The sequence below is a fragment of the Agromyces sp. MMS24-K17 genome, from assembly GCF_043950245.1.
Taxonomy (GTDB): Bacteria; Actinomycetota; Actinomycetes; order Actinomycetales; family Microbacteriaceae; genus Agromyces.
In genome coordinates this window covers 3,882,945-3,909,349 of the sequence record NZ_CP171640.1, presented here as the reverse complement: position 1 = coordinate 3,909,349, position 26,405 = coordinate 3,882,945, and the positions used below count along the sequence as shown (strand labels likewise).

22 protein-coding genes are annotated in these 26,405 nt (G+C 75.1%); 19 read left to right on the top strand and 3 right to left on the bottom strand.

Going from position 1 to position 26,405, the window contains the following annotated elements:
* Positions 1–31 precede the first annotated feature (31 nt).
* Complete coding sequence (locus ACGGZK_RS17850; RefSeq protein WP_395243964.1) at positions 32–1,339, bottom strand: cellulase-like family protein; 1,308 nt, start codon at positions 1,337–1,339, stop codon at positions 32–34.
* Positions 1,336–4,686 carry a DUF5107 domain-containing protein gene (locus tag ACGGZK_RS17845; RefSeq protein WP_395243963.1) on the bottom strand — a complete coding sequence of 1,117 codons (3,351 nt, stop codon included), beginning with the start codon at positions 4,684–4,686 and terminating at the stop codon, positions 1,336–1,338. Before ACGGZK_RS17845 ends, ACGGZK_RS17850 begins: the two co-directional genes overlap by 4 nt.
* A gap of 116 nt (positions 4,687–4,802) precedes the next feature.
* Here ACGGZK_RS17845 and ACGGZK_RS17840 point away from each other — a divergent pair, with 116 nt between their 5' ends.
* The 19 genes from ACGGZK_RS17840 (at position 4,803) to ACGGZK_RS17750 (ending at position 24,630) form a co-directional block, all read left to right on the top strand.
* Positions 4,803–5,666 carry a helix-turn-helix domain-containing protein gene (locus tag ACGGZK_RS17840; protein ID WP_395243962.1) on the top strand — a complete coding sequence of 288 codons (864 nt, stop codon included), beginning with the start codon at positions 4,803–4,805 and terminating at the stop codon, positions 5,664–5,666.
* 112 nt (positions 5,667–5,778) lie between these two features.
* Positions 5,779–7,068, top strand: coding sequence for an ABC transporter substrate-binding protein (locus tag ACGGZK_RS17835; RefSeq protein WP_395243961.1), 1,290 nt, complete (start codon positions 5,779–5,781; stop codon positions 7,066–7,068).
* Between the two features lie 265 nt (positions 7,069–7,333).
* On the top strand, positions 7,334–8,149 hold the full coding sequence (locus tag ACGGZK_RS17830) for an ATP-binding cassette domain-containing protein (RefSeq protein WP_395243960.1): 816 nt from the start codon (positions 7,334–7,336) through the stop codon (positions 8,147–8,149).
* A 134-nt stretch (positions 8,150–8,283) separates the two neighbouring features.
* Positions 8,284–9,363, top strand: a complete 1,080-nt coding sequence (locus ACGGZK_RS17825) for a sugar ABC transporter substrate-binding protein (RefSeq protein WP_395243959.1) — start codon at positions 8,284–8,286, stop codon at positions 9,361–9,363.
* Between the two features lie 44 nt (positions 9,364–9,407).
* The gene (locus ACGGZK_RS17820) at positions 9,408–10,421 is read left to right on the top strand and encodes an ABC transporter permease (RefSeq protein WP_395243958.1); all 1,014 of its coding nucleotides are present in this window, start codon (positions 9,408–9,410) and stop codon (positions 10,419–10,421) included.
* A complete protein-coding gene (locus ACGGZK_RS17815) occupies positions 10,418–11,413 on the top strand; it encodes an ABC transporter permease (RefSeq protein ID WP_395243957.1) in 996 nt (331 codons plus the stop codon). Before ACGGZK_RS17820 ends, ACGGZK_RS17815 begins: the two co-directional genes overlap by 4 nt.
* The gene (locus tag ACGGZK_RS17810) at positions 11,410–12,366 is read left to right on the top strand and encodes an aldo/keto reductase (protein ID WP_395243956.1); all 957 of its coding nucleotides are present in this window, start codon (positions 11,410–11,412) and stop codon (positions 12,364–12,366) included. Before ACGGZK_RS17815 ends, ACGGZK_RS17810 begins: the two co-directional genes overlap by 4 nt.
* 43 nt (positions 12,367–12,409) lie before the next feature.
* On the top strand, positions 12,410–13,243 hold the full coding sequence (locus ACGGZK_RS17805) for a ThuA domain-containing protein (protein WP_395243955.1): 834 nt from the start codon (positions 12,410–12,412) through the stop codon (positions 13,241–13,243).
* The gene (locus ACGGZK_RS17800) at positions 13,240–13,731 is read left to right on the top strand and encodes a hypothetical protein (RefSeq protein WP_395243954.1); all 492 of its coding nucleotides are present in this window, start codon (positions 13,240–13,242) and stop codon (positions 13,729–13,731) included. Before ACGGZK_RS17805 ends, ACGGZK_RS17800 begins: the two co-directional genes overlap by 4 nt.
* Positions 13,724–14,725, top strand: a complete 1,002-nt coding sequence (locus ACGGZK_RS17795; protein ID WP_395243953.1) for a LacI family DNA-binding transcriptional regulator — start codon at positions 13,724–13,726, stop codon at positions 14,723–14,725. Before ACGGZK_RS17800 ends, ACGGZK_RS17795 begins: the two co-directional genes overlap by 8 nt.
* 172 nt (positions 14,726–14,897) lie before the next feature.
* Positions 14,898–15,863: an aldo/keto reductase gene (locus ACGGZK_RS17790; protein WP_395243952.1), complete on the top strand. Its 966-nt coding sequence runs from the start codon at positions 14,898–14,900 to the stop codon at positions 15,861–15,863.
* Complete coding sequence (locus tag ACGGZK_RS17785; RefSeq protein WP_395243951.1) at positions 15,857–16,882, top strand: hypothetical protein; 1,026 nt, start codon at positions 15,857–15,859, stop codon at positions 16,880–16,882. Before ACGGZK_RS17790 ends, ACGGZK_RS17785 begins: the two co-directional genes overlap by 7 nt.
* Positions 16,883–16,941: 59 nt before the next feature.
* A complete protein-coding gene (locus ACGGZK_RS17780) occupies positions 16,942–19,032 on the top strand; it encodes a beta-galactosidase (protein WP_395243950.1) in 2,091 nt (696 codons plus the stop codon).
* 55 nt (positions 19,033–19,087) lie between these two features.
* On the top strand, positions 19,088–19,879 hold the full coding sequence (locus ACGGZK_RS17775) for a ThuA domain-containing protein (protein WP_395243949.1): 792 nt from the start codon (positions 19,088–19,090) through the stop codon (positions 19,877–19,879).
* A complete protein-coding gene (locus tag ACGGZK_RS17770; RefSeq protein ID WP_395243948.1) occupies positions 19,876–20,988 on the top strand; it encodes a glycerate kinase in 1,113 nt (370 codons plus the stop codon). The genes ACGGZK_RS17775 and ACGGZK_RS17770 overlap by 4 nt, the downstream gene beginning before the upstream one ends.
* Before the next feature lie 291 nt (positions 20,989–21,279).
* Positions 21,280–22,332 (top strand): ABC transporter ATP-binding protein, encoded by a 1,053-nt coding sequence (locus ACGGZK_RS17765; RefSeq protein WP_395243947.1) that lies wholly within the window; start codon positions 21,280–21,282, stop codon positions 22,330–22,332.
* On the top strand, positions 22,329–23,210 hold the full coding sequence (locus ACGGZK_RS17760) for an ABC transporter permease subunit (protein ID WP_395243946.1): 882 nt from the start codon (positions 22,329–22,331) through the stop codon (positions 23,208–23,210). Before ACGGZK_RS17765 ends, ACGGZK_RS17760 begins: the two co-directional genes overlap by 4 nt.
* Positions 23,207–23,560: a GntR family transcriptional regulator gene (locus tag ACGGZK_RS17755; protein ID WP_395243945.1), complete on the top strand. Its 354-nt coding sequence runs from the start codon at positions 23,207–23,209 to the stop codon at positions 23,558–23,560. The genes ACGGZK_RS17760 and ACGGZK_RS17755 overlap by 4 nt, the downstream gene beginning before the upstream one ends.
* Positions 23,557–24,630, top strand: coding sequence for a DUF1648 domain-containing protein (locus ACGGZK_RS17750; RefSeq protein ID WP_395243944.1), 1,074 nt, complete (start codon positions 23,557–23,559; stop codon positions 24,628–24,630). The genes ACGGZK_RS17755 and ACGGZK_RS17750 overlap by 4 nt, the downstream gene beginning before the upstream one ends.
* 313 nt (positions 24,631–24,943) lie before the next feature.
* Here ACGGZK_RS17750 and xylB read toward each other — a convergent pair whose 3' ends face one another.
* Entirely contained in the window at positions 24,944–26,374 is a 1,431-nt protein-coding gene (xylB, locus tag ACGGZK_RS17745) for a xylulokinase (protein ID WP_395243943.1), read from the bottom strand.
* Between the last annotated feature and the right edge of the window lie 31 nt (positions 26,375–26,405).

The following is a 26,405-nucleotide window of genomic DNA, read 5'->3' as shown; positions in this document are numbered from 1 at the left end:
CCTGGAGTACGGGCGGGCGCCGCCGCGGGCCTCACGCGTCGGCGGTGACGAGGGCGTTGACGCGGCGCATCCAGTCGACGTCGGCCCACATGGGGTGGTGCGGGGCGGCGTTCGAGCAGGCGACCACGCCCCAGACGCCGACCTCGAGCGCGGTGCGGATGCCGTGCTCGGCGAGGGCGAGGCCCTCGGCGCCCTCCTCGAAGCGTCCGTCGCGCGGGGTGTAGCCGACCCAGCCCTCGCCGATGACGGCGGGGATGCCCCGCCAGCCCGCCCATTCGGCGATCGCGATGACGCGCGATTCGATCTCGCGGCGCATGACCTCGCGGTACGCGTCGAGGTGGGCGTCGAGCCAGGCGTCCCAGGCGGCGGAGTCGATCCAGTCGTAGCCGTAGACCATCTGATCGGTGATGACGGTGGCGCGCAGCTTCCAGTCGGCGGGGCGTCCGTACTCGGTGAACGACGGCGCGTCGGGGCGCAGCAGGGCGCGCAGCTCGGCGTTCGGGAACCCCTCGGTGCCCTCCGAGCGGATGTCGATGCGCTGCTGCAGCGCGTCGAGCACGCCGTAGCTGTAGACGTGGCACTGCGCGACGCCGAGCGCGGGGGAGAGGCGGTGCATCGCGAGGTGCGGCGGCTTGCCGTAGCTCACGGTGACGAGCTGGTCGGGATGCCTCGCCCGCAGCCGTTCGAGCGCGACGACGCCGCCCGCCTCGACGGGCGGCAGGATCGAGAAGTCGACCTCGTTGTGCAGTTCGGTGAACGCGACGACGTCGAGGAGGCCAGCGGTGCGGATCTCGTCGAGCAGCCGGCCGAACGCGTCGGCGAGCACGTCGTACCTGCGGTCGAGCGGCACCGCGTCGATCGCCTCGAACCAGCGCGGGTCGGCGGCGAACGACGGCGACTGCTGGTACTCCCAGCTCGCGAGGATCACGACGAGCCCGTGCCGCTTCGCCGCGGCGAGGAGCTCGAACAGGCGGGCGCGGACGTCGAGGCGGTACCCGCCCGGGGTGTCGTACCAGCGGGTGCGCTGTCCGTAGTACCCGCCGGTCGGCGCCGGGCCGAGGCCCTCGACCGCCAGGTCGGCGGCGAGGTCGTCGAGCCCGAGGGAGCCGGCGACGAGCAGCGGCGCCGCGCAGATGCGGACGGCGTTGAAGCCCCGGTCGACGGTCTCGCGCATGGCCAGGTCGACGTCGGCGAAGGGCTCGCCGGCGCCGGCGCGCGTGTACCAGGAGAAGTCCCACAGGCAGATGGCGAGCCGCTGCGGGAGGTGCGCCGGCACCGGGCCGGTCAGGCTGCCGTCGGTGGCGGGCATCGCGGGGGTGCCGAGGTAGCGGTCGGTCATGCCGGCACCTCCTCGGCAGCGGCGACGCCGGCGGCGGCAGTCGCCGGGCGCGCCTCGCGCCGCCCCCACCACGCGAGGTCCCGCAACCGGCGCGCCTCCTCGGCGCGGCGCTCGGCGGTCTCGACGGGGAACAGCAGCAGCTCGGGTAGCGACGTGGCGAAGTAGTCGACCCGGTCGGGTGCGAGCTCCAGGGCGTCGGCCCGCGCCTCGAGCGAGGCCCAGACCGCGTCGGCGGCGTCGTGCTCGCCGAGGCGGACGTGTGCGAGGCCGATCCAGGCGTCGCGCTCGGTGACGACGTGCCCGCCGGCGGCGAGCGGCCCGTCGACCTCGCGGGCCCGCCGCCAGGCGGCCTCGGCCGCGGCGCGGTCGCCGCGGGCGAGCTCGGCGTCGCCCAGCAGCACGAACCGCTCGGCGACGACGTCGGCCGGGTGCCGCCCCTCGCCGAGACGCTCGGGCACGCGGATCCCGTCGCGGAGCAGGTCTCGCGCCGCGGTCGGATCGGCCGGGAGCAGATCTCGGGCGACGGTGGTGCTCGCGCGGTCGAACACCGCGATGACCCGCCCCTCGCCGCCCTCGAACGGCTGGAACTCCCGGCCGGCGAGCAGCGCGAGGGCGTCACCGGCACGGCCGGCGTCGACGAGGAGGTTCGCGACCTCGACGGCGAGGTCGTCGCGCACGAGTACGCCGGCGCCGGCGGCTTCGATGGCGGCGAGCCGCTCGGCGGCCGGCACCCGGCGGAGGGCGGCGAGCTGGTCGCGCTCGTACACGAGCCGGGCGTCGCCCGGGCTGAGCGCGAGCGCCCGCGCGTAGCGGGCGTCGGCGGTGCCGAGGTCGCCGCCGGCGTTCACGAGGGCGACGGCGGCGTTGCGCCACACGACGGGGTCGGTCGCGTCGCCCGTGACCGCGGCGTCCAGGGCGGCCAGCGCATCGGCGGTGCGGCCGGCGTCGAGCAGCCAGCACCCGAGGTACCCGCTCGCGCGGGCGTCGCCCGGGTCGGCCGCGAGGGCTGCCCGGAGTGCGGCGTGGTCGTCGAGGCCCGCCGGGAAGGCCAGTCGCGGGTCGGTCGTGCGGGCCGCGGCGCGAGCGGCGGCGGCGGCCGCGGCATCGCCCGCCGCATCGTGGAACATCGCCACCGCGTACCGGGCGAGCGGCGCCGGGTTGCCGAACGGCCCCGGTTCGGCACGCGCCGCCCGCTCGGCCAGCCGGATCGCCCGTGTCGCGTCGCCGAGCCGGTGCAGCTCGTGCGCGATCTCGAGCAGGGTGCGCGGGTCGGCCGGCGCGAGCAGGTCGTCGAGCGCGGCGAGGAGGAAGTCGAGCGGGTCGGCGTGGCGCGCCGACGCGAGCAGGGCGGATGCCTCGCCCGTGCGCCCGAGCGCGCGCAGCGCGACCACGCGGGCCGCCACGGCCTGGGTGCTCGAGGCATCCGCCCGCACCGCGGCATCCGCGAACCCGAGCGCCCGCCGCGCGTCGCCCACCCGGAGCGCGAGCCGCGCCCGGCCGAGCGCGGACGGCAGCGCGAGCGCGCCGTCCCACGACGCCTTGCCGAACGCGTCGGCCGCCTCGTCGAGCCGGCCGAGGCGCTCGAGCACCAGCGCGCGCAGCAGGTGCGCGTCGCCGCGCTCGGGGTTGAGGTTGCGACGGGTGAGCCGGTCGAGGGCGGCGTCGAGGTGGCCGAGCGCCGCCTCGAGCTCGCCGCGCCCGTACGCGAGCCGCGCGAGGCCGAGCCGCGCCCGGGAGTCGCCCGGGTCGCGGCGCACCGCCTCGGCGAAGTACGGCTCGGCGGCGCGCGTCGGGTGCCGGTACTGCACGAGGTGGACGCCCGTCAGCACGAGCTCGTCGACGCTCGTGAGCTCCTTGGGCGCGGGCGGCTCGGTCGCGACCCAGGGCTCGGCGGCGGGCGCCTCGTGCGCGGCCCAGCGCACGAGCTCGCGACCGTCGGCGACGGCCACGACGACCAGGTCGTCGCGCGTCGCGGCCGTATCGAGCTCGAACGCGACGGTGAACGGATGCCCCGGCCCGACCGGCTCCGTCCACGCGGCGACGGGCTCGTCGGCGCCCGGATCGCCGACACCGGCCTCCCCGGCGCCGGGCCGGGCGCGCCGCACCTCGACGCGCACCGCGGCGTGCTCGGCCGTCGCCGCGACGCCGAGCCGCACGTGCCGGCCGTCGACCTCGAGGCCCACGGCCGCGTCGAGCGTCGCCTGCACGGCCGGCCCGATGTCCTGGATCGGGTACCAGTACTGGCGGAACTCGCGCGTCTCGCCGGGCTGGAGCCAGCTGAAGTCGGGCTGGTTGTCGGTGAAGACCCCGGCCATGAGCTCGACGTACGGGCCGTCGGCGTCGGTGAGGTGGCGATCCCAGGCACGGCCGACCTCGCCGTCGCCCCACGTCCACTGCTTCTTGCCGGGCGCGATCGCGCGGTCGGCCCAGTGCACGAACCCGGCGCCCGCGTCGTGGTCGTAGCCGCCGAAGAAGTCGTCGGCGGTATCGGTGACCATGTACGAGGTCGGCACGGGGATGTTCTCGTACCGGTCGAGTCGGTCGGCGCCCGGGCGGCCCTGGGCGAGGGCCGGGTAGTCGACGCCGTAGTACGGGCGGTCGGCCTCGGGGAACGCGGTGATCGCGCGGCGGGCGTGGTCGGCGACGAAGCGCACGTCGGTCGGGAAGAACGACTGGTAGCCGGCGTGCGCCCGCGCGGCGACGTTCGCCCACCAGAGGAACGTCTGCGGCACCTCGGTGCGGTTCACGAGCCGGGCCTCGAGCTCGATGAGCGCCGAGTCGCCGCGGAGGCGGATGCCGTGGCTGCCGCGCATCCGCTGGAGCGGGTCGAGGTCGGAGTGCCAGACCGTGACCGAGCCGTCGGCGTCGTCGCGCTCGATGCGGGCCTCGACCGGCAGGTAGGTCGCCGGGCGGTGGTGCTGCGGCCAGTTGAACTCGACGCCACCCGACAGCCAGGGCCCCGCGAGGCCGACGAGGGCGGGCTTGATCACGGAGTTCCGGTAGAAGAAGTCGTAGTCGCGGGTCTTGTCGTAGCCGACGTGGATGCGGCCGCCGAGCTCGGGCAGCAGCACGAGCCGCACCCACCGGTTCTCGAGGTGGATGGCCCGCCAGCTGCGCGGCGACCGGCCCGGGAGGATGCGGTCGGTGAACGGGATCGGGTACACCCGCCCGCTCGAGCCCTGGTAGACGCGGCGGTCGAGGAAGAGCGGGTAGCGGTCGGGCTCGGCGGGCTCGTAGGTGTCGATCTCGAGCGGCGCCTCCCAGCAGGCGACGCCGCCGGCCTCGATGGTGCGGCGGGCGTCGGCCGGCGGTTCCGGGAGTTCGAGGCGCGGGTTCTCGTGGGTCACGTGGTCACGGTACGCGGCGGCTGGCGCCGCCGACATGGCCGATCCCGCGCGTCACATGGACGATTCGACGGTGTGCGGATGCCTCGGGCGAGGGATGCCCGTGCCATCATGTCGGCATGGAGCGGCGCGAGGGGTTCGAGCACCAGCGGCTCTGCGTCGTGCCGCGCCCGGCTGTCGCGGAGGCGCTCGCGCAGCCGGTGACCCGCCGGCTCGTCGTCACCGACGCGGGCTGGTTCCCGCGCGCGTGGGGACACCTGCGCGCACGCCCGCACGGCGCGGAGGAGGCGGTCGTCATCGTGTGCGTCGCCGGCGTCGGCTGGGTCGACGTCGACGGGGTGCGGGTGCGGGTGACGCCCTCGACCGTCGCGCTCCTGCCGCCGCACGCGCCGCACGCGTACGGTGCGGACGTCGACGATCCATGGACGATCTGGTGGTGCCACGTCCGCGGCAGCGACCTCGCCGACCTGTGGAGCGCGATGGGCGCCGGCCGCGATCGACCCGTCGTCTCGCTGCGGGCGGTCGATCGCGCGAGTGCGCTCCTCGACGAGATCGTGTCGGCGCTCGAACGCGACCAGTCTCCCGCCCGGCTCCTGGCCGTCTCGGGGATCGCCTGGCGCCTGCTCACCCAGCTCGCCGTCGACCGGAGGCTGCCCGAGCAGGGCGCCCCGCTGGAGCGGGCGATGCGCTACCTCGAGGAGCGCGTCGACGGGGACATCCGCGTCGCCGACCTCGCCCGGCTCGTCGGCGTCTCCGCGTCGCACCTCGGCGCGCTCTTCCGGGAGGCGACGGGGGGCGGCGTGCTCGCGTACCACACGGGCCTCCGGATGGCTCGCGCGCGGGGCCTGCTCGACACGACCGCGTTGCCCGTGACGGAGGTGGCGCGGGAGGTCGGCTATCCCGATCCGCTGTACTTCTCGCGGCAGTTCCGCCGGGTGCACGGGCTGAGCCCGACCGCGTACCGCGGGCAGCGCAAGGGCTGAGCCGGCGTCCGCGACGCGCGGCGACGTCTCCGGTTGACCACCTGAAACGTTCCGGGCTAGGGTTCGGGAAGCGTTTTCCAACGTTGCAGACGAGAGTCCACCGGGAGGGACGATGAAGTTCGGAAATCGAGGGCGGCACGCGATCGCCATGGGCGCGCTGGTCGCCGCGAGCGCGCTGGCGCTCACGGGATGCGCCGGCGGCGGGGCATCCGAGGGCGAGGCCTACGACCCCGACGAGGAGGTGACGCTCACGTTCACCTGGTGGGGCAACGACGACCGCGCGCAGCGCTACCAGCAGCTCATCGACGCCTTCGAGGCGGAGCACCCCAACATCACCATCGAGGGCCAGTTCAGCGACTTCCCGTCGTACTGGGAGAAGCGCAAGACCGAGGCGGCCGGCGGCGGCCTGCCCGACGTGTGGCAGTTCTCCGACTCGTACCTCCGCGAGTACGCCGAGCCGGGCCTGCTGCTCGACCTCGAGACGGTGTCGGACTTCATCGACTTCGACACGTTCGACGACGGGCTCCGTTCGACGGGCCAGCTCGACGGCACGCAGTACTCGCTGCCGACCGGGTACAGCGCCTGGGCCCTGTTCCTCAACGACGGGCTCGTCGAGCAGGCGGGCGTCGAGCCCTACGAGGGCGGTACGTCGTACGACGAGTACACCGAGTGGGTGGCGTCGGTGACCGAGGCCACCGGCGGCGCGGTCTACGGCGGCACCGACCTGACCCAGCGCATCCAGAACTTCGAGAACGTGCTGCGCGCGGACGGCAAGAACCTCTACACCGAGGACGGCGAGCTGGGCTTCACCGAGGACGAGCTGCGCGACTTCTGGGAGTCGGGCGCCGACGCGCGCGCGGTGAGCATCCCGCAGCAGCGGCTCGAGGAGATCACCCCCAAGTCGGGCTTCGGCGCGGGCCTCACCGCGAGCGAGGCGAGCTGGAGCAACTTCCTCGGCGGCTACCTCGCCGACTCGGGCGCCGCGCACGTGTCGCTCGTCGCCCCGCCGACCACCGACCCCGACGCCAAGGACCTCTACCGCCAGGCGGGACTGCAGGTCGCCATCTCGGCGAAGACCGAGCACCCCGAGGCGGCGGCCCTCTGGCTCGACTACGTGGTCAACAGCGAGGAGGCCGGCGAGATCTTCGGCACCACGCTCGGCTTCCCGGCCTCGGAGACGAAGCTCGCCGGCACGACCCTCGAGGGCGTCGACGCGCAGGTCGCCGACTACCTCGAATCGGTCGCCGACCGCATCGGCGACGCCCCGCCCGTGCCGGTCGCCGGCTACGGCTCGCTCGAGCAGACGTTCTGGGACCTCGGCAAGGAGATCGGCCTCGGCACGCTCTCGGTCGACGACGCGGTGACGGAGTTCTTCCAGGAGGCGAACGTGATCCTCGGCTGACGCCGAGTCGACACGACGACGCGACGCGAGCGGGCGTCGGTGCGGGTGACCGCGCCGGCGCCCGCTTCGTCGTTCCCTGCGGGGGAGCCGCAGGCGGCTCCGGCCGGCGTTCCGGCCGGCGTTCCGGCCGGCTCTGCGGCGAGGCATCCGTCCCGTTATCAAATCGTTTCAATCGATCGTGTTGCGCGATCGCCGACCTCGGTGGCATGCTGTCCGAAACGTTTCAGCTAAAACGTTTCGGATGCAACAGCGAGGTTGTGCACACATGACTCTTGAAACCCCCACCCTCACCGACATCGCCCTCGATGCCCGGCACATCACCCGCCGCTACGGCGCCGTCGTGGCGCTCGCCGACGCGAGCCTCACGCTCCGCCGCGGCGAGGTCATGGGCCTCGTCGGCGACAACGGCGCCGGCAAGTCGACGCTGCTGAAGGTGCTCTCCGGCGCGGTCGTGCCGGACTCCGGCGAGATCAGCGTCGACGGCGAGCCCGTGTCGTTCCGCCGGCCCGCCGATGCGCTGCAGGCCGGCATCGAGACCGTCTACCAGGACCTCGCGCTCGTCGACACGATGTCGGCCGTGCAGAACGTGTTCCTCGGCCGCGAGAACCTCTCGACCAACCCGTTCCTGCGCGCGCTCAACGTCGTCAACGACCGCGCCATGCGCTCGCGCGCCCGCGAGGTGCTCGCCGAGCTGCAGGTCGGCATCCAGTCGGTCAAGGAGCCGGTGAAGGGGATGTCGGGCGGCCAGCGCCAGTGCCTCGCCATCGCCCGCGCCCTGCTCTGGGGGCGGCGCATCGTCATCCTCGACGAGCCGACCGCCGCGCTCGGCGTGCGCGAGTCGAAGCAGGTGCTCGACCTCATCGGGCGGCTGCGCGACCACGGCGTGAGCGTCATCCTCGTCAGCCACAACATGCAGCAGCTCGTCACCGTCGCCGACCGCATCACCGTGATGCGACTCGGCCGCTCCGTCGCCACGCGCGACGTCGCCGACGTCACCCCCGAGGGCATCGTCGGGCTCATCACCGGGGCCGTCCCGGCCGACGTGCCCACCCCCGAGGACACCGCCGCCGTCGTCGAGTGACGCGAGCTCCCCGCGCGGCGCTCCACGCGCGCGGGGCCACCGGCCGACCGGCCCTCCGCCGGCGCGCCCATCTCCATCCGCACCCCACTCCCACCCGATCCATCCCGCACCACCCCCACCTGAGGAGAACTGCAATGAAGCACTTCCACCGCTCGGCCCGCACCGCGTTCGCGGCCGTGGGCCTGACCGCGGCCGCCGTCCTGATGGCCGGCTGCTCCACCGTCGGCTCGGCCGCCCCCGCCGCCGAGGACGACGGCACCTTCACCGTCGGCTTCGCCGTCGGCGGCCAGCCCGACGCCGACTGGCAGGAGCTCCAGGGCGACGTCGCCGCCGGCCTCGCCGAGCAGCGCGGCTGGGGCTTCGTCGAGCTGAGCAACGACAACAGCGAGGCGACCGCCACGAAGAACGCCGACATCTTCATCCAGAAGGGCGTCGACGTCGTCATGATGTTCAACGGCCAGCCGTCGGCCAACCCCGTCATCGCGAAGAAGTACGAGGAGGCCGGCATCCCGGTCATCACCTTCGACATCGCGCAGGAGGGCTGGTACTTCGTCGGCATCGACAACGCCGCCGCCGGCACCGAGGGCGGCACCAAGCTCGGCGAGCTCGCGAAGTCCGAGTGGGACTGCGACGTCGACCTCGTGATCTCCGCCGAGGGCACCTCGGCCGGCCAGATCAACGAGTGGCGCACCGGCAACGCCCGCGAGGCCGTCAAGACCGTCTGCCCTGACATCCCCGAGGACGCGTACGTCTCGTACGAGGCCGACGGCAACCTGACCACGTCGCTCGCGAACGCCCCCGGCGTGTTCGCGGCGCACCCCGACGCGAAGAACATCCTCGTCGTCGGCATCAACGACCAGGCCGTCGTCGGCGCGCTCCAGGCCGCGACCCAGCTCGGCCGCGACGCCTCGATCATGGGCTGGGGCCAGGACGGCGGCCTCATCACCGGTGACAACGTCGACCCGAACCTCGTCGGCAGCGTCATGTACTTCCTCGAGGGCTACCCGGCCTTCGCGTACCAGATCGCCGACGAGATCGAGGCCGGCAACGCCCCCGCGGTGAAGGACACCGGCGCCGACCCCGCCGTCAAGGTCACCCCCTGCCCGGTCACCGCGGCCGACGCCGCCGCCATCCCCGGCATCGAGGACCGCGTGTCGCAGCTCGCCGACGCCCCCGAGGGCACCACCGAGTACGACCTCTTCTGCAAGGCCTGACCGATCGGCGCGGCCGACGAGGCACGAACGAATCCAGGGGAACCATGACCACCTCGCTCACCACGCCGGCCGCGCCGGCCGGGACCGGGAGCCGGAGCGGCGCACGCCGCTCCGGCCTCCGGCCCACCGGGTCCGCGCGCGACGCGCTCAGCATCGCCGGCGTCTGGCTGCTGCTCATCGTCGCCACGACGATCGTGCGGCCCGACTTCCTGTCGCAGCAGACGCTGCTCGCCGTCACCTTCACGATGTCCGTCTCGGGCATCCTCGCGGTCGCCCAGTCGCTCGTCGTCATCAGCGGCGGCCTGCTCGACCTCAGCCTGCCCGTCGCGCTCTCGTTCAGCGCCTGGGCGACGGTCACCTCGCTCAACCTCGGCGCGCCGAGCTGGCTCGGGGTGCTGATCGGCATCGTCACCGGCGCCGCGTGGGGGTCGCTGAACGGCATGATCGTCGTGCTCGGCAAGCTGAACCCGATCATCGTGACCCTCGCGACCGGGTTCGGCGGCCTGGCGATCATGCTCATCTTCTTCACGTCCGCGCAGATCCCGTCGACGAGCGACCTGCGACAGTTCGGCCTGGGCCGGTTCCTCGGCCTGCCGAACGCGTTCTGGCCGATGGTCGGGATCATCGTGCTCGCGGGCCTCGCGCTCGCGTACACCCGGTGGGGCCGGCACCTCGTCGCCGTCGGCGGCAACCCGAAGGCGGCGGCCGCGCGGGGCATCTCGCTCAAGCGCACCCGGTTCTTCGTGTTCCTGGGCGCCGGCGCCGTCGCCGGCCTCGCCGGCGTCGTCTTCAGCTCGGTGAACCCCTCGTTCACGCCGAACTCCGGCGCCGGGTTCCAGCTCATCGTCATCGCCGCCGTGATCCTCGCGGGCATCAGCCTGTCCGGGGGCAAGGGCAACCTGCTCGTGCTCCTGCTCAGCGTCGGCTTCCTCGCGACGATCCCCGCGTCCATCGCCTTCTTCGGCCTCGCACCCGCCTGGGCGCTGGTCTTCCAGGGCGCCCTGCTCATGCTCGCCGTCGGCATCGACGGCTACCGACTCCTGAGGAGCGCGCGATGACCGCCGCCACCGTCCTCGACGAGCGCCCGGCCCCCGGCGCCCGCCGCATCGTCGACGCCGTGAAGGGCCCGGTCGGCAGCATCGGGCTCATGCTGCTCCTGACGATCATCGTCGGGCTCGCGTGGGTCGGCCCCGCGTTCTTCGCCCCGTCGAACATCCAGATCGTCGGCGTCTCCGTCGCGGTGCCGCTGATCGTCGCCGTGATGGCGTCGTTCGCCCTGCTCGCCGGGGTCGTCGACCTGTCGATCGGCTCGATGGTCGGCTTCGGCGCGGTCATCTTCAACCAGCTGGTCGCGGCCGGCATGGACCCGTGGCTGGTCGCGGGCATCACCGTCGTCGTCGGCGCCGTGGTCGGCCTGACGAACGCGCTCGTGATCGTGAAGTTCGGCGCGGAGCCGCTGGCCGTCACGCTCGGCATGCTCACCCTGCTCCGCGGACTCAGCCAGGTGATCGTCGTGAACGCCCCGCCGAGCACGCTCATCGAGCCGCTCTACAACGTCACCCAGGGCGCCGTCGCCGGCGTGCCGGTGCTGCTCCTCATCGGCATCGGCGTCACGCTCGTCGCCGCCGGGGTCGTGTCGAAGACGCGGATGGGCCGGCACGTGCAGGCCGTCGGCGGCGACCCGCGTGCGGCGCAGCGGGCCGGCATCCCGGTCGCCCGGGTCCGGGTCGTCGCGCTCGTCGTGAGCGCGGTCGGCGCGGCCATCGGCGGCATCCTCTACGTCGGCCAGCTCGGCTCGGCGTCGAACATCCTCGGCACGGGCCTCGAGTTCCAGATCTACGCGGCCCTGATGATCGGCGGGTACTCGATCACGCGCGGCGGCGTCGGCAACCCGATCGGCGGCCTGTTCGGCCTGCTCGTCGTCGCCGGCATCACGAACATCCTGAACGTGCAGTTCTTCGACCCCGACTACCTCGACCTCATCGTCGCCTTCATCCTGCTCGCGGCGGTCCTCGTCGACCGGTTCCGCGGTGGGGACGTGTTCGAATGAGCGCCGTCCGCGCCGCCGACCGCGTCGTGCTCGGCCGCACCGGCCTCGAGGTGGCGCCGGTCACGATCGGCACCGCCGCGTGGGGGACGTCCTCCCCGGTGCACGGGCTCGTCGTGCCGGAGGCCGACGCGATCGCCACCGTGCGCGCCGCGTTCGACGGCCCGCTCAACCTCGTCGACACGTCGAACAACTACGGCGACGGCGAGAGCGAGCGGCGGATCGGGGCCGCGCTCGCCGGGGTCTCGGTGCCCGAGGGCTTCCTCGTGCAGACCAAGCTCGACCGCGATCCCGAGACGGGCTCGTTCGACGGCGATCGGATGCGCCGGTCGCTGGAGGAGAGCCTCGAGCGGCTCGGCCTGGAGCGCGTGCCGCTGCTGTTCCTGCACGACCCGGAGCACATCTCGTTCGAGGAGGCCGTCGCGCCCGGCGGTGCGGTCGACACCCTCGTCGCGCTCCGCGACGCGGGGTGGGCCGACGCCATCGGCATCTCTGGGGGGCCGACCCGGCTGCTGCGCCGGTTCGTCGACCTCGGGGTGTTCGACGCGCTCATCACGCACAACCGGTTCACGCTCGTCGACCGCACCGCCGACGACCTGATCGACGCGGCGTACGCGGCCGGGCTCGGGGTGCAGAACGCCGCCGTCTACGGCGGGGGCATCCTGTCGACCTGGCCGCGGCGCTCCGACACGTACCACTACGCACCCGCGCCGGCGCCCGTGCTCGCGGCGGTCGACGCGATGGGCGCGGCGTGCGCGCGGCACGGCGTGCCGCTCATCGCCGCGGCGCTGCAGTCGTCGACCCGCGACCCGCGGATCCACACGACGATCTGCGGCATGGTGAATCCCGCCCAGGTCGCCGACACGGTCGCGATGCTCGATATCGTCGTCCCAGACGAGCTCTGGGACGAGCTCGACCGGCTGCGGCCGGACCGCTCGACCTGGATCGACGATTGACCGGGTCGCCCGCGGCCGGATCCCGCCCAGGAGGAGGTGCACGATGACCGAACGCATCGTCGTGCTCTCCGGCGAGGGGCCGCACGCCGATCCGTGGCACGCGTTCGAGGCGACGTCGGCCGCGGTCGCCGGGGTGCTCGGGGACGCCGGCGACGTCGAGGTGATCGGCACGGACGCGGTGGTCGCCGACGCGAGCGCCGCAGCGACCGCCGCCGAAGCGAGCGCCGACGCGAGCGCCGCCCCGACCGCCGCAGCGACCGCCGCCGACGCGATCCGCGACGCCGACCTGCTCGTCGTGAACGCGAGCGCCGACCTGGCGCTGCCGCCCGGCGACTCCGCGTCGCTCGTCGACCTGCTCGTCGCCCGGCACGCGGCCGGTCGGCCGATCCTCGCGCTCCACTCGTCGTCGCTCGCGTTCGGCGACGACCCGCGCTGGGCCCGGCTGCTCGGCGGTCGGTGGGTGCCCGGCACGAGCGGGCACCCGCAGATCGGCCACGCGCTCGTGCAGGCCGCGGGGTCGGCCGCCGACCTCGCGCCCGCCGCCGCGCCGCCGTGCCCGGGCGACTTCGTGCTGTACGACGAGCGCTACACCGCGCTCGAGTGCGACGCGGCGAACCTCGTGCTCGCCGTGCACACCGAGGACGGCCTCGCGCACCCGATCATCTGGTGGCGCGACGTCGCGGAGGGCGCCGGCGCCGTGGCCTACGACGCGCTCGGCCACGGCGTCGAGTCGTACGAGTCGGCGCCGCACGCGCACTGGCTGCGGCGCGCCGCCCGGCGGCTGCTCGCGACGGCGCCGGCGGCGGCGGCCTCGGTCGCGCCGCCCGGCTCGCGGGATGCCGGCCTCGCGTCGGATGCCTCGCAGGAGGTCGCATGAGGACCACCGCGGGCCCCGTCGCCTTCGACGCGGTCGACCACGAACTCGTGCGGGTGCACGAGCGGGCGGATGCCCCGCGCCCGGCGTTCGCCGACGCGTACGTGTCGACCGAGCCGACCTGGCGCCTGGTCGCCGGCTACCTGATGGTCGCCGCGCGCGACGGCGTGGCCGCACGGGATGCCCCGGCGCGCCTCGGCGTGCACAGCCACGGACGACGGGTCGCCGACCTCGTGGTCGAGGACGACGTCGTGCGCGTGGCATCCGACCGGCCCTTCTCGCTCGTCGGCGGTGCGATCCACGGCGACGGCATCGCGCTCGCGCCCGGCGAGGGCACCGCGTGGCGCCTCGCCGCCGACGGCCGCGAGGTCGAGGTGACGCGGGCGGCCGGCTGGTCGTTCGCGATCGTGCACGGCCCGGCCGAGGTGAAGGTCGCGAACCGGCTGCGGCTCCTGGCGAGCCTCGATCGCGTGGGGGGCCGCCGTGGCTGAGGTGGGCATCCGCGACGTCGCCGCGCTCGCCGGCGTCTCGATCACGACCGTGTCGAACGCGCTGAACCGGCCCGAGCTGGTTTCGAGGGCGGCGGCGCAGCGCGTCGAGGAGGCGGCCCGCACGCTCGGCTACGTGCCGAACATCGCCGCCCGGCAGCTGCGCGCCGGCCGTTCGACCGTCATCGGCATGGCCGTCATCAACATCACCAACCCGTTCTTCTCCGAGGTCGTGCTCGGCGCGGAGGAGTCGGCCGAGGCGGCCGGGTACTCGGTGTTCGTCGGCAACAGCTACGACTCGCAGGACCGCGAGACCCGGTACCTCGATCTCTTCGACCGGCAGCGCCTCGACGGCGTGCTGCTCGCGCCGCTCAGCGACGACCTCAGCGCCCTCGACCGGTTCGCCAAGCGCGACGTGCCGGTCGTGCTCGTCGACCGGGTCGACCCGACCGGCCGGCACCCGTCGGTCTCGCTCGACGACGTGCACGGCGGGCGGCTCGCGACGGAGCACGTGCTCGCCGGCGGGGCCCGCCGGGTCGCCTTCGTCGGAGGCCCGACCGGGGTCGCGCAGATGCGGGACCGCCTGGCGGGCTGCCGGGCGGCGGTCGAGGCATCCGACGCGTCGTTGCAGGTGATCGAGACGAGCACGCTGAGCGTGCGGCTCGGCCGCGAGATCGGCATGCGCATCGCCGCGATGCCGCCCGGCGAACGCCCCGACGCCGTCGTCGGCGGCAACGACGAGGTCGCGCTCGGCATCCTGCACAGCCTCGTCAGCGAGGGCATCGACGTGCCCGGCGAGGTCGCCATCATCGGGTACGACGACATCGACTTCGCCGCCGCGTCGATCGTGCCGCTCACCTCGATCCGCCAGCCCAGCCACGAGATGGGGCGGCGGGCCGCGCAACTGCTGCTCGACGCGATGGCGAGCGGCGAGCCGGCGTCGTCGGTGCGGTTCGAGCCGGCGCTCATGCCGAGGCAGTCCACCCGGCCGGCCTGACCCGCGGGCACGCGAGCGGCACCACCGCGCCCCGGCACGCGCGCGTCCCCGCACCCCGCACCCGCCCGTCCCCGCACCCCGCACCGGTCCCCGCGCGTGCCGGCCGGGCCCGCCCTCGCCGCGCCGCCGCGTCCTCCGACCCAGACCCCCTCCACCCACGAAGGAGCCCCCCATGCAGTACACCCGCCTCGGCCGCGCCGGCGCCACCGTCAGCCGCATCGCCCTCGGCACCATGAACTTCGGGCCGGTGATCGACGCCGACGCCTCCGCCGAGATCCTCGATGCGGCCGTCGAGCACGGCGTCACGTTCATCGACACCGCCGACGTGTACGGCGGCCGCCCGTGGGGCGACGAGCCCGGCCAGTCCGAGCGCATCCTCGGCGAGTGGATGGCCGCGCGCGGCAACCGCGACGACCTGGTGCTCGCGACGAAGGTGCACGAGCCGATGGGCGACGGGCCGAACGAGCGCGGGCTGTCGTCGGTGCACATCCGCCGTGCGGTCGAGGCGTCGCTGCAGCGGCTCGGCACCGACCGGATCGACCTGTACCAGATGCACCACATCGACCGGGCGGTGCCCGTCGACGAGGTGCTCGACGCCTTCACGCGCCTGCGCGACCAGGGCAAGATCCTCTACCTGGGCTCGTCGAACTTCGCCGGCTGGCACCTCGCCCGGTACACCGAGATCGCCGAGGCGACCGGGCGTGCGCTGATCGTGACCGAGCAGTCGCGGTACAACCTCGCCGAGCGCACCGTCGAGCTCGAGGTCGCGCCCGCAGCCGAGCACTACGGCATCGGGCTGCTGCCCTGGTCGCCGCTCGCGGGCGGCATGCTCGGGGGCGTGCTGCGCAAGTCGGATCGCGCCCGCAGCGACGTCGGGCAGCTCGGCGCCGACCGGCCGAAGGTGGAGGCGTACGAGCGGTTCGCCGACGACCTCGGCGTGCCGCCGGCCGAGTTCGGGCTCGCGTGGCTGCTGCACCAGCCGGCGGTCACGGCGCCCGTCGTCGGGCCGCGACGGCTCGAGCACCTGCTCAGCGCGGTGCGCGCGCTCGACGCGGTGCTCGGGGAGGCCGAGCTCGCCGAGCTCGACCGCATCTGGCCGGGCCCCGGGGGAGCGGCGCCGGAGGCGTACGCGTGGTGACCGCCGCCCGGTCGACCGGGCCGGCCACCCCGTCGACGGACGCGGCCGCCCCGCCGGTCGACGTCCGCGCCTTCCTCGACGCCGTGGAGGCACGCCTCGCGGGCGCGCGCCGCGGCGGGGGCTGGACGCGCGGCGACGCGGCGTACCCCGACCTGTACGGCACGGCCGCGGCGGCCGGCATCCGCGCCGCGCTGGGCTCGCCGCTGGCCGGCGACGAGGCGGCCCGCGCGGCGGCGGCCATCCGCGCGTTCCGGCGGCCCGACGGCGCGTTCGACGACCTGACCCACGGGCCGATGCATCGCACGGCGACCGCGACGGCGACGCTGCGGCTCCTCGGCCGGCCCGATGCGCCGCCGGCGTTCGTCGCCGACCTCCTCCGCCCCGAGGCGGTCGGCCCGTTCCTCGACGGACTCGACTGGGATGCCCCGTGGCCGGCGTCGCACGAGTTCGCGGGGCTCCTCGCCGTCGCGCTCGCGACCGGGGTCGACGAGCCGGCCTGGCTCGAGGCGTACCTCGGCTGGTTCGACGCGCACGTCGAGGAGGCCACCGGGCTCTGGCCCCGCGGGCGGATGGGCCGGGTCGACGCCTTCCCCGGGCGGTTCGGCAACCTCGCCGGCGCGTTCCACCTGCACTTCCTGCTGGAGGCGCTCGGGCGGGACTGGCCGCACCCGGAGCGGGTGGCCGAGTCCGGCCTCGAGCTGCTCGACGCGGTGCGGCCGCTCCGGCCGGACCCGGCCGACGCCCTCGACGCGTGGGGCTTCCCCCAGCTCGACTGGGCGTACTCCACCGGGCGCGCGGCCGCCCGCGCACGGCACCGCGTCGGGGAGGTCCGCCGTGCGCTCGACGGGCTCGCGGCCGCGGCCGCCACGGCGTTCGACGACCCGGCCGCGGCCGCGGGCGACCTGCACGTCGTGCAGGCGCGCGTGGCGCTCGTGGCCGAGCTCGCCCACCAGGGCGTCCCCGTCGAGACGGGCGGCCGACCGCTTCGCGCCCTCACGGACGCTCGACCGTTCATCTGACCACCGCTAGGATGGGAATACGCTTTCCCAGCCGTCATCCGACCCCCGGAGGATCCACCGTGCACTACGGCGCCGACTACAACCCCGAGCAGTGGCCCGAGGAGATCTGGCCCGACGACGTCGCCCGCATGCGCGAGGCCGGCGTCACGATGGTGAGCCTCGGCATCTTCGCCTGGTCGCGCCTCCAGCCGCGCGAGGGCGAGTTCGACTTCGGCTGGCTCGACCGGGTGATCGACCTGCTCCACGAGGGAGGCATCGCCGTCGACCTCGCCACCGCCACCGCGAGCCCGCCGCCGTGGGCGAGCGCCGCGTACCCCGAGCTGCTGCCCGTCGACGCGGACGGCGCGACCTACTGGCCGGGCAGCCGGCAGCAGTACGCCCCGTCGTCGCCGGTCTACCGCCGCCTCGCGGGCGAGCTGGTCACGGCCCTCGCCGAGCGGTACGCCTCGCACCCCGCCGTCGTCATGTGGCACGTCAACAACGAGTACGGCTGCCACCTGAACGCCGACTACTCCGACGCCGCGCGCGACGCGTTCCGCCGCTGGCTCACAGGCCGCTACGGCGACGTCGACGCGCTGAACCGGGCGTGGGCGACGAACTTCTGGTCGCAGCGCTACGGCTCGTTCGACGAGGTGTTCCCGCCGCGGAAGGCGCCCTACAGCCACAACCCGGGACAGGCGCTCGACTTCCACCGGTTCACGAGCGACATGCTGCTCGAGTGCTACCTGATGGAGCGGGGCATCCTGCTCGCCCACGGCGTCACCCAGCCGATCACGACCAACTTCATGGGCGCGTTCAAGCCGGCCGACTACGCGACGTGGGCGCCGCACGTCGACCTCGTGAGCGACGACTGCTACCCCGACCCGAACGACCCCGAGTCGTTCCGCGCGGCCGCGTTCCAGCGCGACCTCGTGCGCTCGCTGAAGCCCGAGGTCCCGTGGATCCTCATGGAGCAGGCGTCGAACGCCCTGAACTGGCGGCCCTCGAACGCGCCGAAGGCGCCCGGGCAGATGGCGGCGCTCAGCGCGCAGGCGATCGGGCGCGGCGCCGACGGCATCCTGTTCTTCCAGTGGCGCCAGTCGAAGGGCGGCGCCGAGAAGTTCCACTCGGCGATGCTGCCGCACGCCGGCACCGACACCCGCACCTGGCGCGAGGTCGTCGACCTCGGCGCGAAGCTCGCGGCACTGCCCGAGCTGCCCTGGCCGGCCGAGGGCGAGCCCGACGCCGACGCGCCCGCGACCGATGCGCGGGTCGCCCTCGTGTTCGACTGGGAGAACTGGTGGGCCGTCGAGGCCTCCGACCACCCGATGAACCGCCTCGACCATGTCGCCCTCGTGCAGCGCTGGTACCGGGCGCTGCACCGCCGGCACGTGCAGGTCGACCTGGTGCGCCCCGAGCAGGTCGACGGCCGGTATGCCCTCGCGATCGCGCCCGGCCTGTACCTCCTCCGCGAAGCCGGGGCGGCCGCGCTCACGTCGTTCGTCGAGGCCGGCGGGCACCTGCTGGCCGGGCCGTTCACCGACGTCGTCGACGAATTCGACCGGTTCCGCGACGGCGGCTTCCTCACCCAGCTCGGCGGCCTGCTCGGCGTCCGGCTCGAGGACTTCGGCGCGCTCGTCGCGCCCGACGCGCCGCCGGCCGAGCCGGGCGAGCGCGAGGCGCGGTTCGCCGACGCGGCGGCCGCGGGCGGTGCGGATGCCACCCGCGAGACGGATGCCCCGGCCGAGACGGATGCCCCGGCCCTCGCCCCGCTCGGCGAGCACACGGGCACCCTCCTCGCCGAGGAGCTCCACGCGCTCGACGCCTCCGTGGAGGCCGTGTTCACCGGAGGCCGCCGCACCGGCGACCCCGCGCTGACCGTCCGCGCGGCGGGCCGCGGCACCGCGCGCTACCTCGCGACCGTCCCCGACGAGGCCGGCACGCAGGCCGTCGTCGACCGACTCCTCGCGGCGGCCGGTGTGGAGCCGGTCGTCGCGGGGCTCCCCGAGCACGTCGAGGCCGCCCGGCGCGGCACGCTCGTGACGCTCGTGAACCACGGCGGCCCCGAGGCATCCGTCGCGATCGCCGGCGTCGACGCCGTCACCGGCGAGCCCGTCGACGGCCTGACCCTCGGCGCCTGGGACTGGGCGCTCGTGCTCGACGCCCGATGACGGCGGGGCATACGATGCGGACGCGGGCGGCCGCCCGCCGGAGAGGAGGGCTCGGATGCCCCGGGCGATGATCCTGAGCGGAGCGGGCCGGTACGCCGACCCGTGGCATCCGTTCCCCGCGACCAGCGAGCGGCTCGCCGAGCTGGTGCGCGAGGCCGGGTACGACGTCGAGGTCCGCGAGGACATCGACGCGGCGCTCGCCGCGCTCGGCGACGACGTCGACCTGCTCGTCGTGAACGCCGGCAACCCCGACGGGCCCGTCGACGACGGCGAGGTCGCCGAGTACGCGGACGCGATCGACGGCGACGGCCCGCCCGTGATCGACTCCGCGCCGCTGCAGGCGGCGATCGACCGCGGCATCGGCATCCTCGCCCTGCACGCGGCGGCGTCGAGCCTGCCCGACTACCCGGCGTACCACCACGCCATCGGCGGCCGGTGGGTGCCGGGGGAGTCGTGGCACCCCGAGTTCGGCGAGGCGCACGTGCACCTCGTCGGCGACCACCCGGTGCGCGCGGGACTGCTCGACTTCGACGTGCAGGACGAGCGGTACACCGCACTGCGCCTGCACGACGTCATCGAGCCGATCGCCGAGCACCTCGAGGACGGGATCCGCCACCCGCTCATCTGGGGCCGCGAGTTCGGCCCGTCGCGGCTCGTCTACGACGGGCTCGGGCACGACACCCGGTCGTACGACTCCACGACGCATCGCGAGCTGATCACGCAGGCGATCGGATGGCTCGACCGGCGGCCCGAGCGACGGCTCGGCCGCGGCGCCGGGGCGGCCGGGCCCGAGGCAGCCGGGCCCGGGGCAGCCAGGCGCGAGGCAGCCGGGCCCGACGCCTCGTGAGCGGCCGGACCGCGGGCCGCCGCATCGTCCTCGCGCCCGACTCGTTCAAGGGCACCGCGACCGCCGCCGAGGCCGCCGACGCGCTCGCGCGCGGCTGGCGTTCGGTCGCGCCCGACGACGAGCTGGTCGAGAAGCCGATGGCCGACGGCGGCGAGGGCACGCTCGACGCGTTCGCCGTCGCCGTGCCCGGCGCCGAGCGCGTACCGGTGACCGTGACCGGTCCCGACGACCGGCCCGTCGCTGCCGAGTGGCTGCGGCTGCCCGACGGCTCGGCGGTCGTCGAGCTGGCGCTCGCGAGCGGCATCACGCTGCTCGACCCGCTGCGCCCGCTCGACGCGCACACGCTCGGGTTCGGCGAGGCGATCGCCGCCGCGCTCGACGGCGGGGCGACCCGGCTGCTGCTCGCGATCGGCGGTTCGTCGTCGACCGACGGCGGCGTCGGGGCGCTCGTCGCCCTCGGCGCCGGATTCCACGACGCGACCGGCGCGCGGCCCGGACTCGGCAATCGCGGACTCGGCGTGCTCGAGCGGGTCGACCTGGGCGCGGCCCGGGCACTGCCCGCCGGCGGCGCGCTCATCCTCAGCGACGTCACGAACCCGCTGCTCGGGCCCGACGGCGCGGCCGCCGTGTTCGGGCCCCAGAAGGGTGCGAGCACCGATCAGGTCGCCGTGCTCGAGGCGAACCTCGTGCACCTCGTGCACCTCGTGCCGGACGGTGCAGCGGTCGCGGCCGCGCCCGGCGCCGGGGCCGCCGGCGGCACCGGGTTCGGCCTCCTCGCCTGGGGCGCCCGCATGGCGGGCGGCGCGGGCGCGGTCGCCGACGCGATCGGGCTCGACGACGCGCTGGACGGCGCCGCGCTCGTGATCACCGGCGAGGGCCGGTTCGACGGGCAGTCGGCGGCCGGCAAGGTGCCGAGCGAGGTCGCCGCGCGGGCGGCCGCCGCCGGCGTGCCGGTCGGGCTGGTCGCGGGGGCGATCACGGCGGATGCCTCAGGCTTCGCGGCGTCGGCCTCGCTGAGCGAGCTCGCCGGGTCGGGAGCGGCCGCCATGGCCGATCCGCTGCGGTGGCTCGAGGCGGCCGGGGCGGAGCTGGCGCGGGCGCACGCCTGACGCGTCGGCCAACGGCCCAGCCATCTGTTCCGCTCCCTCTCCCGCGGTCGGCGTTCGGCGTTCGGCGTCGGCGTTCGCGGATGAGGAGAGATCCGCGGACACGCCGGGTCGAGGCATCCGACACGCCGCAGGCGACCGCATTCGTCCTCATCGGCGGGAGGCGGGAGGCGGGAGGCGGGAGGCGGGAGGCGGGAGGCGGGAGGCGGGAGGCGGGAGGCGGAGGCGGGAGACGGGCCACCCAGTTGGACCGGAGATTTGCATTGTTATAGCGGGAACTAGAATAATCGAGTCATGCCGACCCGCACCGAACCAGTGCTCCCCGCGTTCCCAGCGCCCGCCGCTGTGCCGCCGACGGCCGATCGCGCGAGCGCCGCCCCGGTCGTCGTCGCCGACCACCTCGCGAAGCGGTTCGGCGACCGCGAGGTCGTCTCCGAGGTCTCCCTGTCGCTCGCGCCCGGCCGCGCGTTCGGGCTCCTCGGGCCGAACGGCGCCGGCAAGACGACGACGGTCCGCATGCTCACCGGCCTCCTCGAGCCCACCTCGGGCGCCGTCCGCCTCTTCGGCGAGCGGCCCGACCGCGCGAACATCGACCGGCTCCGTGCCCGCATCGGCGTGCAGACCGACACGAACGTCTACGAGTCGCTCAGCGTGCGCGAGAACCTCCAGGTGTGGGGCGACCTCTTCGGCGTGCCGCGCCGGCGCCTGCCCGCCCGCATCGACGAGGTGCTCGGCCTCCTCGGCCTCGACGCCCGCGCCGACTCGCTCGCCGGCGAGCTCAGCAAGGGCATGCGCCAGAAGGTCGCGCTCGCCCGCGCGGTGCTGCACGAGCCCGACCTGCTCGTGCTCGACGAGCCGACGGCCGGCCTCGACCCCGAGGCCGCGGCCGACCTCATCGAGTACCTGCGCGAGCTCATCCGCACCGAGCGCACGACGCTCGTGCTCTGCACCCACCAGCTGCACGGCCTCGAGACCCTGTGCGACGAACTCGGGGTGCTCGTCGGCGGTCGCCTCGTCGCGTCCGGCGACGTGCCCTCCCTGCTCCGCGAGCGCTGGCCGAACCGTCGCTACCGGCTCGAGGTCGGCGGCGACCCGAGCACGGCACGCGGCATCATCGAGCGGGCCGCGTCGGGCGCCGTCGACGTCGAGGGCGACGGATGGCTCGGCTTCGACCTCGCCGGCGACGCCGACGTCGCCCCGCTGGTCGAGCGACTCGTCGGCGCGGCGGTGCCCGTGCGCGCGCTCGTGCCCGCCTCACGCACCGTCGAGGACCTCTACTTCGCCACCATCGCCGACCACGCCGATCGCCCCGGTCGCCCCGGCCTCACCGAAGGAGCCGCCGCATGACCTCGCTCGAGCCATCCGCCCCGCAACTCGTCGCCCCGCCGCTCGCCGCCCCGCGCCGCTTCGCCGCCTCCCGCCGCCGCGTCCTCGCGCTCGTCCGGAAGGACTGGCGCGAGCTCGCCCGCAACCGCCAGGCCCTCGCGCCGCTCGTCGCCGTGCCGCTCGTGTTCGTCGTGCTGCTGCCGACGGCGGTGATCCTGCTCGGGGCGAACCCGGCGATCACCTCGCTCGTCACGGGCCTGCAGTCGTTCCTCGACCACGTGCCCGCCGGGGCGATGCCCGCCGGGCTCGACGACGGGCAGGCCGTGGTCTACGCGGTCGTCGTGTTCTTCCTCGCGCCCCTGTTCCTCGTGATCCCCGTCATGGTCGCGAGCGTGACCGCGAGCTCGAGCTTCGTCGGCGAGAAGGAGCGGCGCACGATCGAGGGCCTGCTCTCGACGCCGCTGTCCGACCGCGAGCTCGTGCTCGGCAAGGTGCTCGCGTCGATGCTGCTCTCGGTCGGCATCGCGTGGGCGTCGTTCCTCGTCTACGCCGTGCTCGTGAACGTGCTCGCCTGGCCGAGCTTCGGTCGCGTGTTCTTCCCGACGTGGACGTGGGCCGTCGTCATCGGCCTGCTCGTGCCGCTCGTCGCCTTCCTCGCCACGAGCCTCATCGTCGCGGTGTCGGGCCGCTCCACCACGATGCAGGGCGCGCAGGGCGTCGCCGTGCTCGTGGTGCTGCCGGTGCTGGCGCTCGTCGTCGGCCAGGCCACCGGCGTGATGCTCTTCGACGCCGGCGTCGCGCTCGCCGCGGCGGGCGGGCTCCTCGTGGTCGACCTCGCCGTCTTCCCGCTCGTCGCCCGCGGCTTCGACCGCGAGCGGATCGTGACGAGGATGTCGTGATCATCCGCATCGACCCCGCATCGGCGACGCCGATCTTCGAGCAGCTCGTGCGCGCGGTGCGCGGCGAGATCCTCGCCGGCCGGCTCGCCGCCGGCGAACGCCTGCCCGCCGCGCGCGAGCTCGCCGACTCGCTCGAGGTGAACGGCCACACCGTACTGCACGCCTACCAGACCCTGCGCGACGAGGGGCTCGTCGAGCTCCGCCGCGGACGCGGCGCCGTCGTCACGTCGGCGGCGACCGAGCTCGCCGAGCTGCGCCGCCACGCGGTCGACCTCGTCGTCGCCGCCCGCGAGCGGGGGATCACCCCCGACGCCGTCCTCGCACTCGTCCGAGAGGAGCTCTCCCGATGACCGACCGCCGCCACGAGGCATCCGCCGACGCCGCGACCGACCTCGCCGCCCGCGACCGGCACGACCGGCGCACGCTCTGGACGGTGGTCGTCTGGATCCCGGTCGCCATCACGCTCGCGGCGACCGCCGTGCTCGTCGCGTGGGCGCCCCGCCTGCCGGCCGAGGTCGTCACGAAGTGGGGCGTCGACGGGCAGCCGACGCAGACCGTCACGCCGGTCGGACTCGTGTTCGTGTACCTCGGCGTCTCGGGGCTGCTCATCGTCATCCTGGCGCTCGCCGCGTTCCTCGGCGGCCGGTCGGCGGCGCGCGCGGCCGCGCGGCAGGAGCGGGAGGTCGCAGGCTTCGCATCCGCCCCGAGCCGCCTCGCGCTCGCCCGTCCGATCGCCGTCTTCGCGCCCGCGACCACCGCGCTGATCGCGATCGTGATGCTCGGCCTCACCGGCGTGCAGCTCGACGGGACCACGTCGCCCTCGGGCTGGACCGTGGCCGGCATCATCGTCGGCGCGGTCGTCGTGGCCGGCGGCATCGCCCTCGTGACGTGGCGCGCGCTGCCCGCCCCCGAGCGTGCGGGCGCGGTGCGCGCGACGCCCGCCCTCGCGCTCGCGCCGGGGGAGCGGGCCGCGTGGACGGCGACCGCGCACGCGCCGTGGCCCGTCGTCGTGCTCGTGTTCGTCGGGCTCGGCCTCTGCCTGCTGCCCGTCGTGCTGATCCCGTCGTGGTGGCCGCTGTCGCTGCTGCTCGTCGTCGTGATCGGCTTCGCCGCCACGACGTTGTCGGTGCGGGTGACCGTCGACCGGCACGGGCTCGTCGTGCGCACGCTGGTCGGCATCCGGGTCGGGCGGGTTCGGCTCGACCAGGCCGTCGCCGCGGCCGACGTCACGATCGACCCGGCGGCGTTCGGCGGATGGGGGTTCCGGTTCGACGGGCTCGGCCGCCGCGGGATCATCCTGCGCGCGGGCTCCGCCATCGAGGTCGAGCGGCGGGATGCCCCGCCCTTCGTCGTGACCGTGCCCGACGCCCGGACGGGTGCGGCGCTCCTGAACGCGCTGGTGGCCGCCGCCGGGCGCTGACCCGGCCCCGGCCCGGCCCCGGCCCGCCCGCCCGGCCCGGGCCGGCGCCACGCCCCGCGAGGTCGCGCAAACGGTCGCTTCGCCGGGCCGATTCCGACCGTTTGCGCGACCTCGCGTGGTGAGGTCGCGGGAACGGCGGGCGGCGGACGCCGATGTGCGCCATGTGGGCGACATCGGGGGCCGGGACGACGCCGGGGACGACGCGGGGGACGGCGGGGATCACGCCGGGCATGGGCAACGGGCCGGGCATGGACAACGGGGCGGCGCCGGGCTCCACGTCCGGCGCCGCCCCGCTGGTCATGGGGGCGGTCGGTCAGGCCGCCGGGGTGCTCCCGGCGCCCGCCGCCCGCGTCGCCGCGACCGCATAGGCCGCGCGGATCTCCGGCCGCGTGTCGGGCTCGAGCTCGGCGACGAGCTCGACCGCCCAGGCCGGCCGCGACCCGGTCAGCGTCCACGCGGCCTGCCGGGCGGCGCCGTCGGCGACGTACTCGCCGGGGGCGGGCACCGCGACCGGCACGTCGAACACCTGCGCGGCGATCGCCCGCACGGCGGGGTTCTGCGCGGCCCCGCCGATGAGCAGCACCCGCCGCGCCTCGACGCCCTGCCCGCGCACGGCGTCGAGCCCGTCGGCGAGCCCGCAGAGCAGGCCCTCGACGGCGGCGCGCGCGAGGTTCGGCCGCGTCGTCGACGCGATCGTCAGGCCCGACAGCGACGCGGTCGCGTCGGGCAGGTTCGGGGTGCGCTCGCCCTCGAAGTACGGCACGAGCACGAGCCCGGATGCCCCGGGCTCCGCCTCGAGCGCGAGCCGCCCGAGCTCCTCGTGGCCGACGCCGAGCAGCCCGGCCGTCGAGTCGAGTACGCGGGCCGCGTTCAGCGTCGCGATGAGCGGCAGCCAGTCGCCGCCCGCGTCGGCGAAGCCGGCGACCGTGCCGGAGGCGTCGGCGACCGGATGCCCCGTCACCGCGAACACCGTGCCGCTGGTGCCGATCGACACGACGACGTCGCCCGGCCGGGCGTCGAGCCCGAGGGCGGCGCCCGCGTTGTCGCCCGCACCCGGGCCGACGACGGCACCGGCCGGGGTGGTGCCCGCGGACTCGGCGGGGCCGAGCACGCGGGGGAGGATCGCGTCGTGCCCGAGCGCGCGCTCCAGCAGCTCGCGGTCGTAGCCGTCGGCCCCCCAGTACGCGGTGCCCGAGGCATCCGACCGGTCGCTGACGAGCTCGTCGAGCACCGGACCGAGCGGGGCATCCGCCTCGCCGGCGGGACCGTAGCCGCGCAGCCGCCAGGTCAGCCAGTCGTGCGGGAGCGCGACGGCCGCGACGCGCGCGGCGGCCTCGGGCTCGGCGTCGCGCAACCAGCGCAGCTTCGTCGCCGTGAACGACGCGACCGGCACGACGCCGGTGCGCGCCGCGTACGCGTCGGCCCCGACCTCGTCGATCAGGTCGCGCGCGGCACCGGCCGAGCGGGTGTCGTTCCAGAGCAGGGCGGGGCGGATGACCCGGCCCTCGGCGTCGAGCACGACCATGCCGTGCTGCTGGCCCGCGATCGAGACCGCGGCGACGTCGTCGAGGCCGCCCGCGTCGGCGATGGCCGCGGTCAGCGCCGTCCACCACGCCTGGGGGTCGACCTCGGTGCCGTCCGGGTGCGACGCGCGGCCGGAGCGGACGAGCGCGCCGGTGTCCGCGTCGCGGACGACGACCTTGCACGACTGGGTCGACGAGTCGACGCCGGCGACGAGGGTCACGAGTGGGTTCCTTCGGATCGGGCCCGCCGCT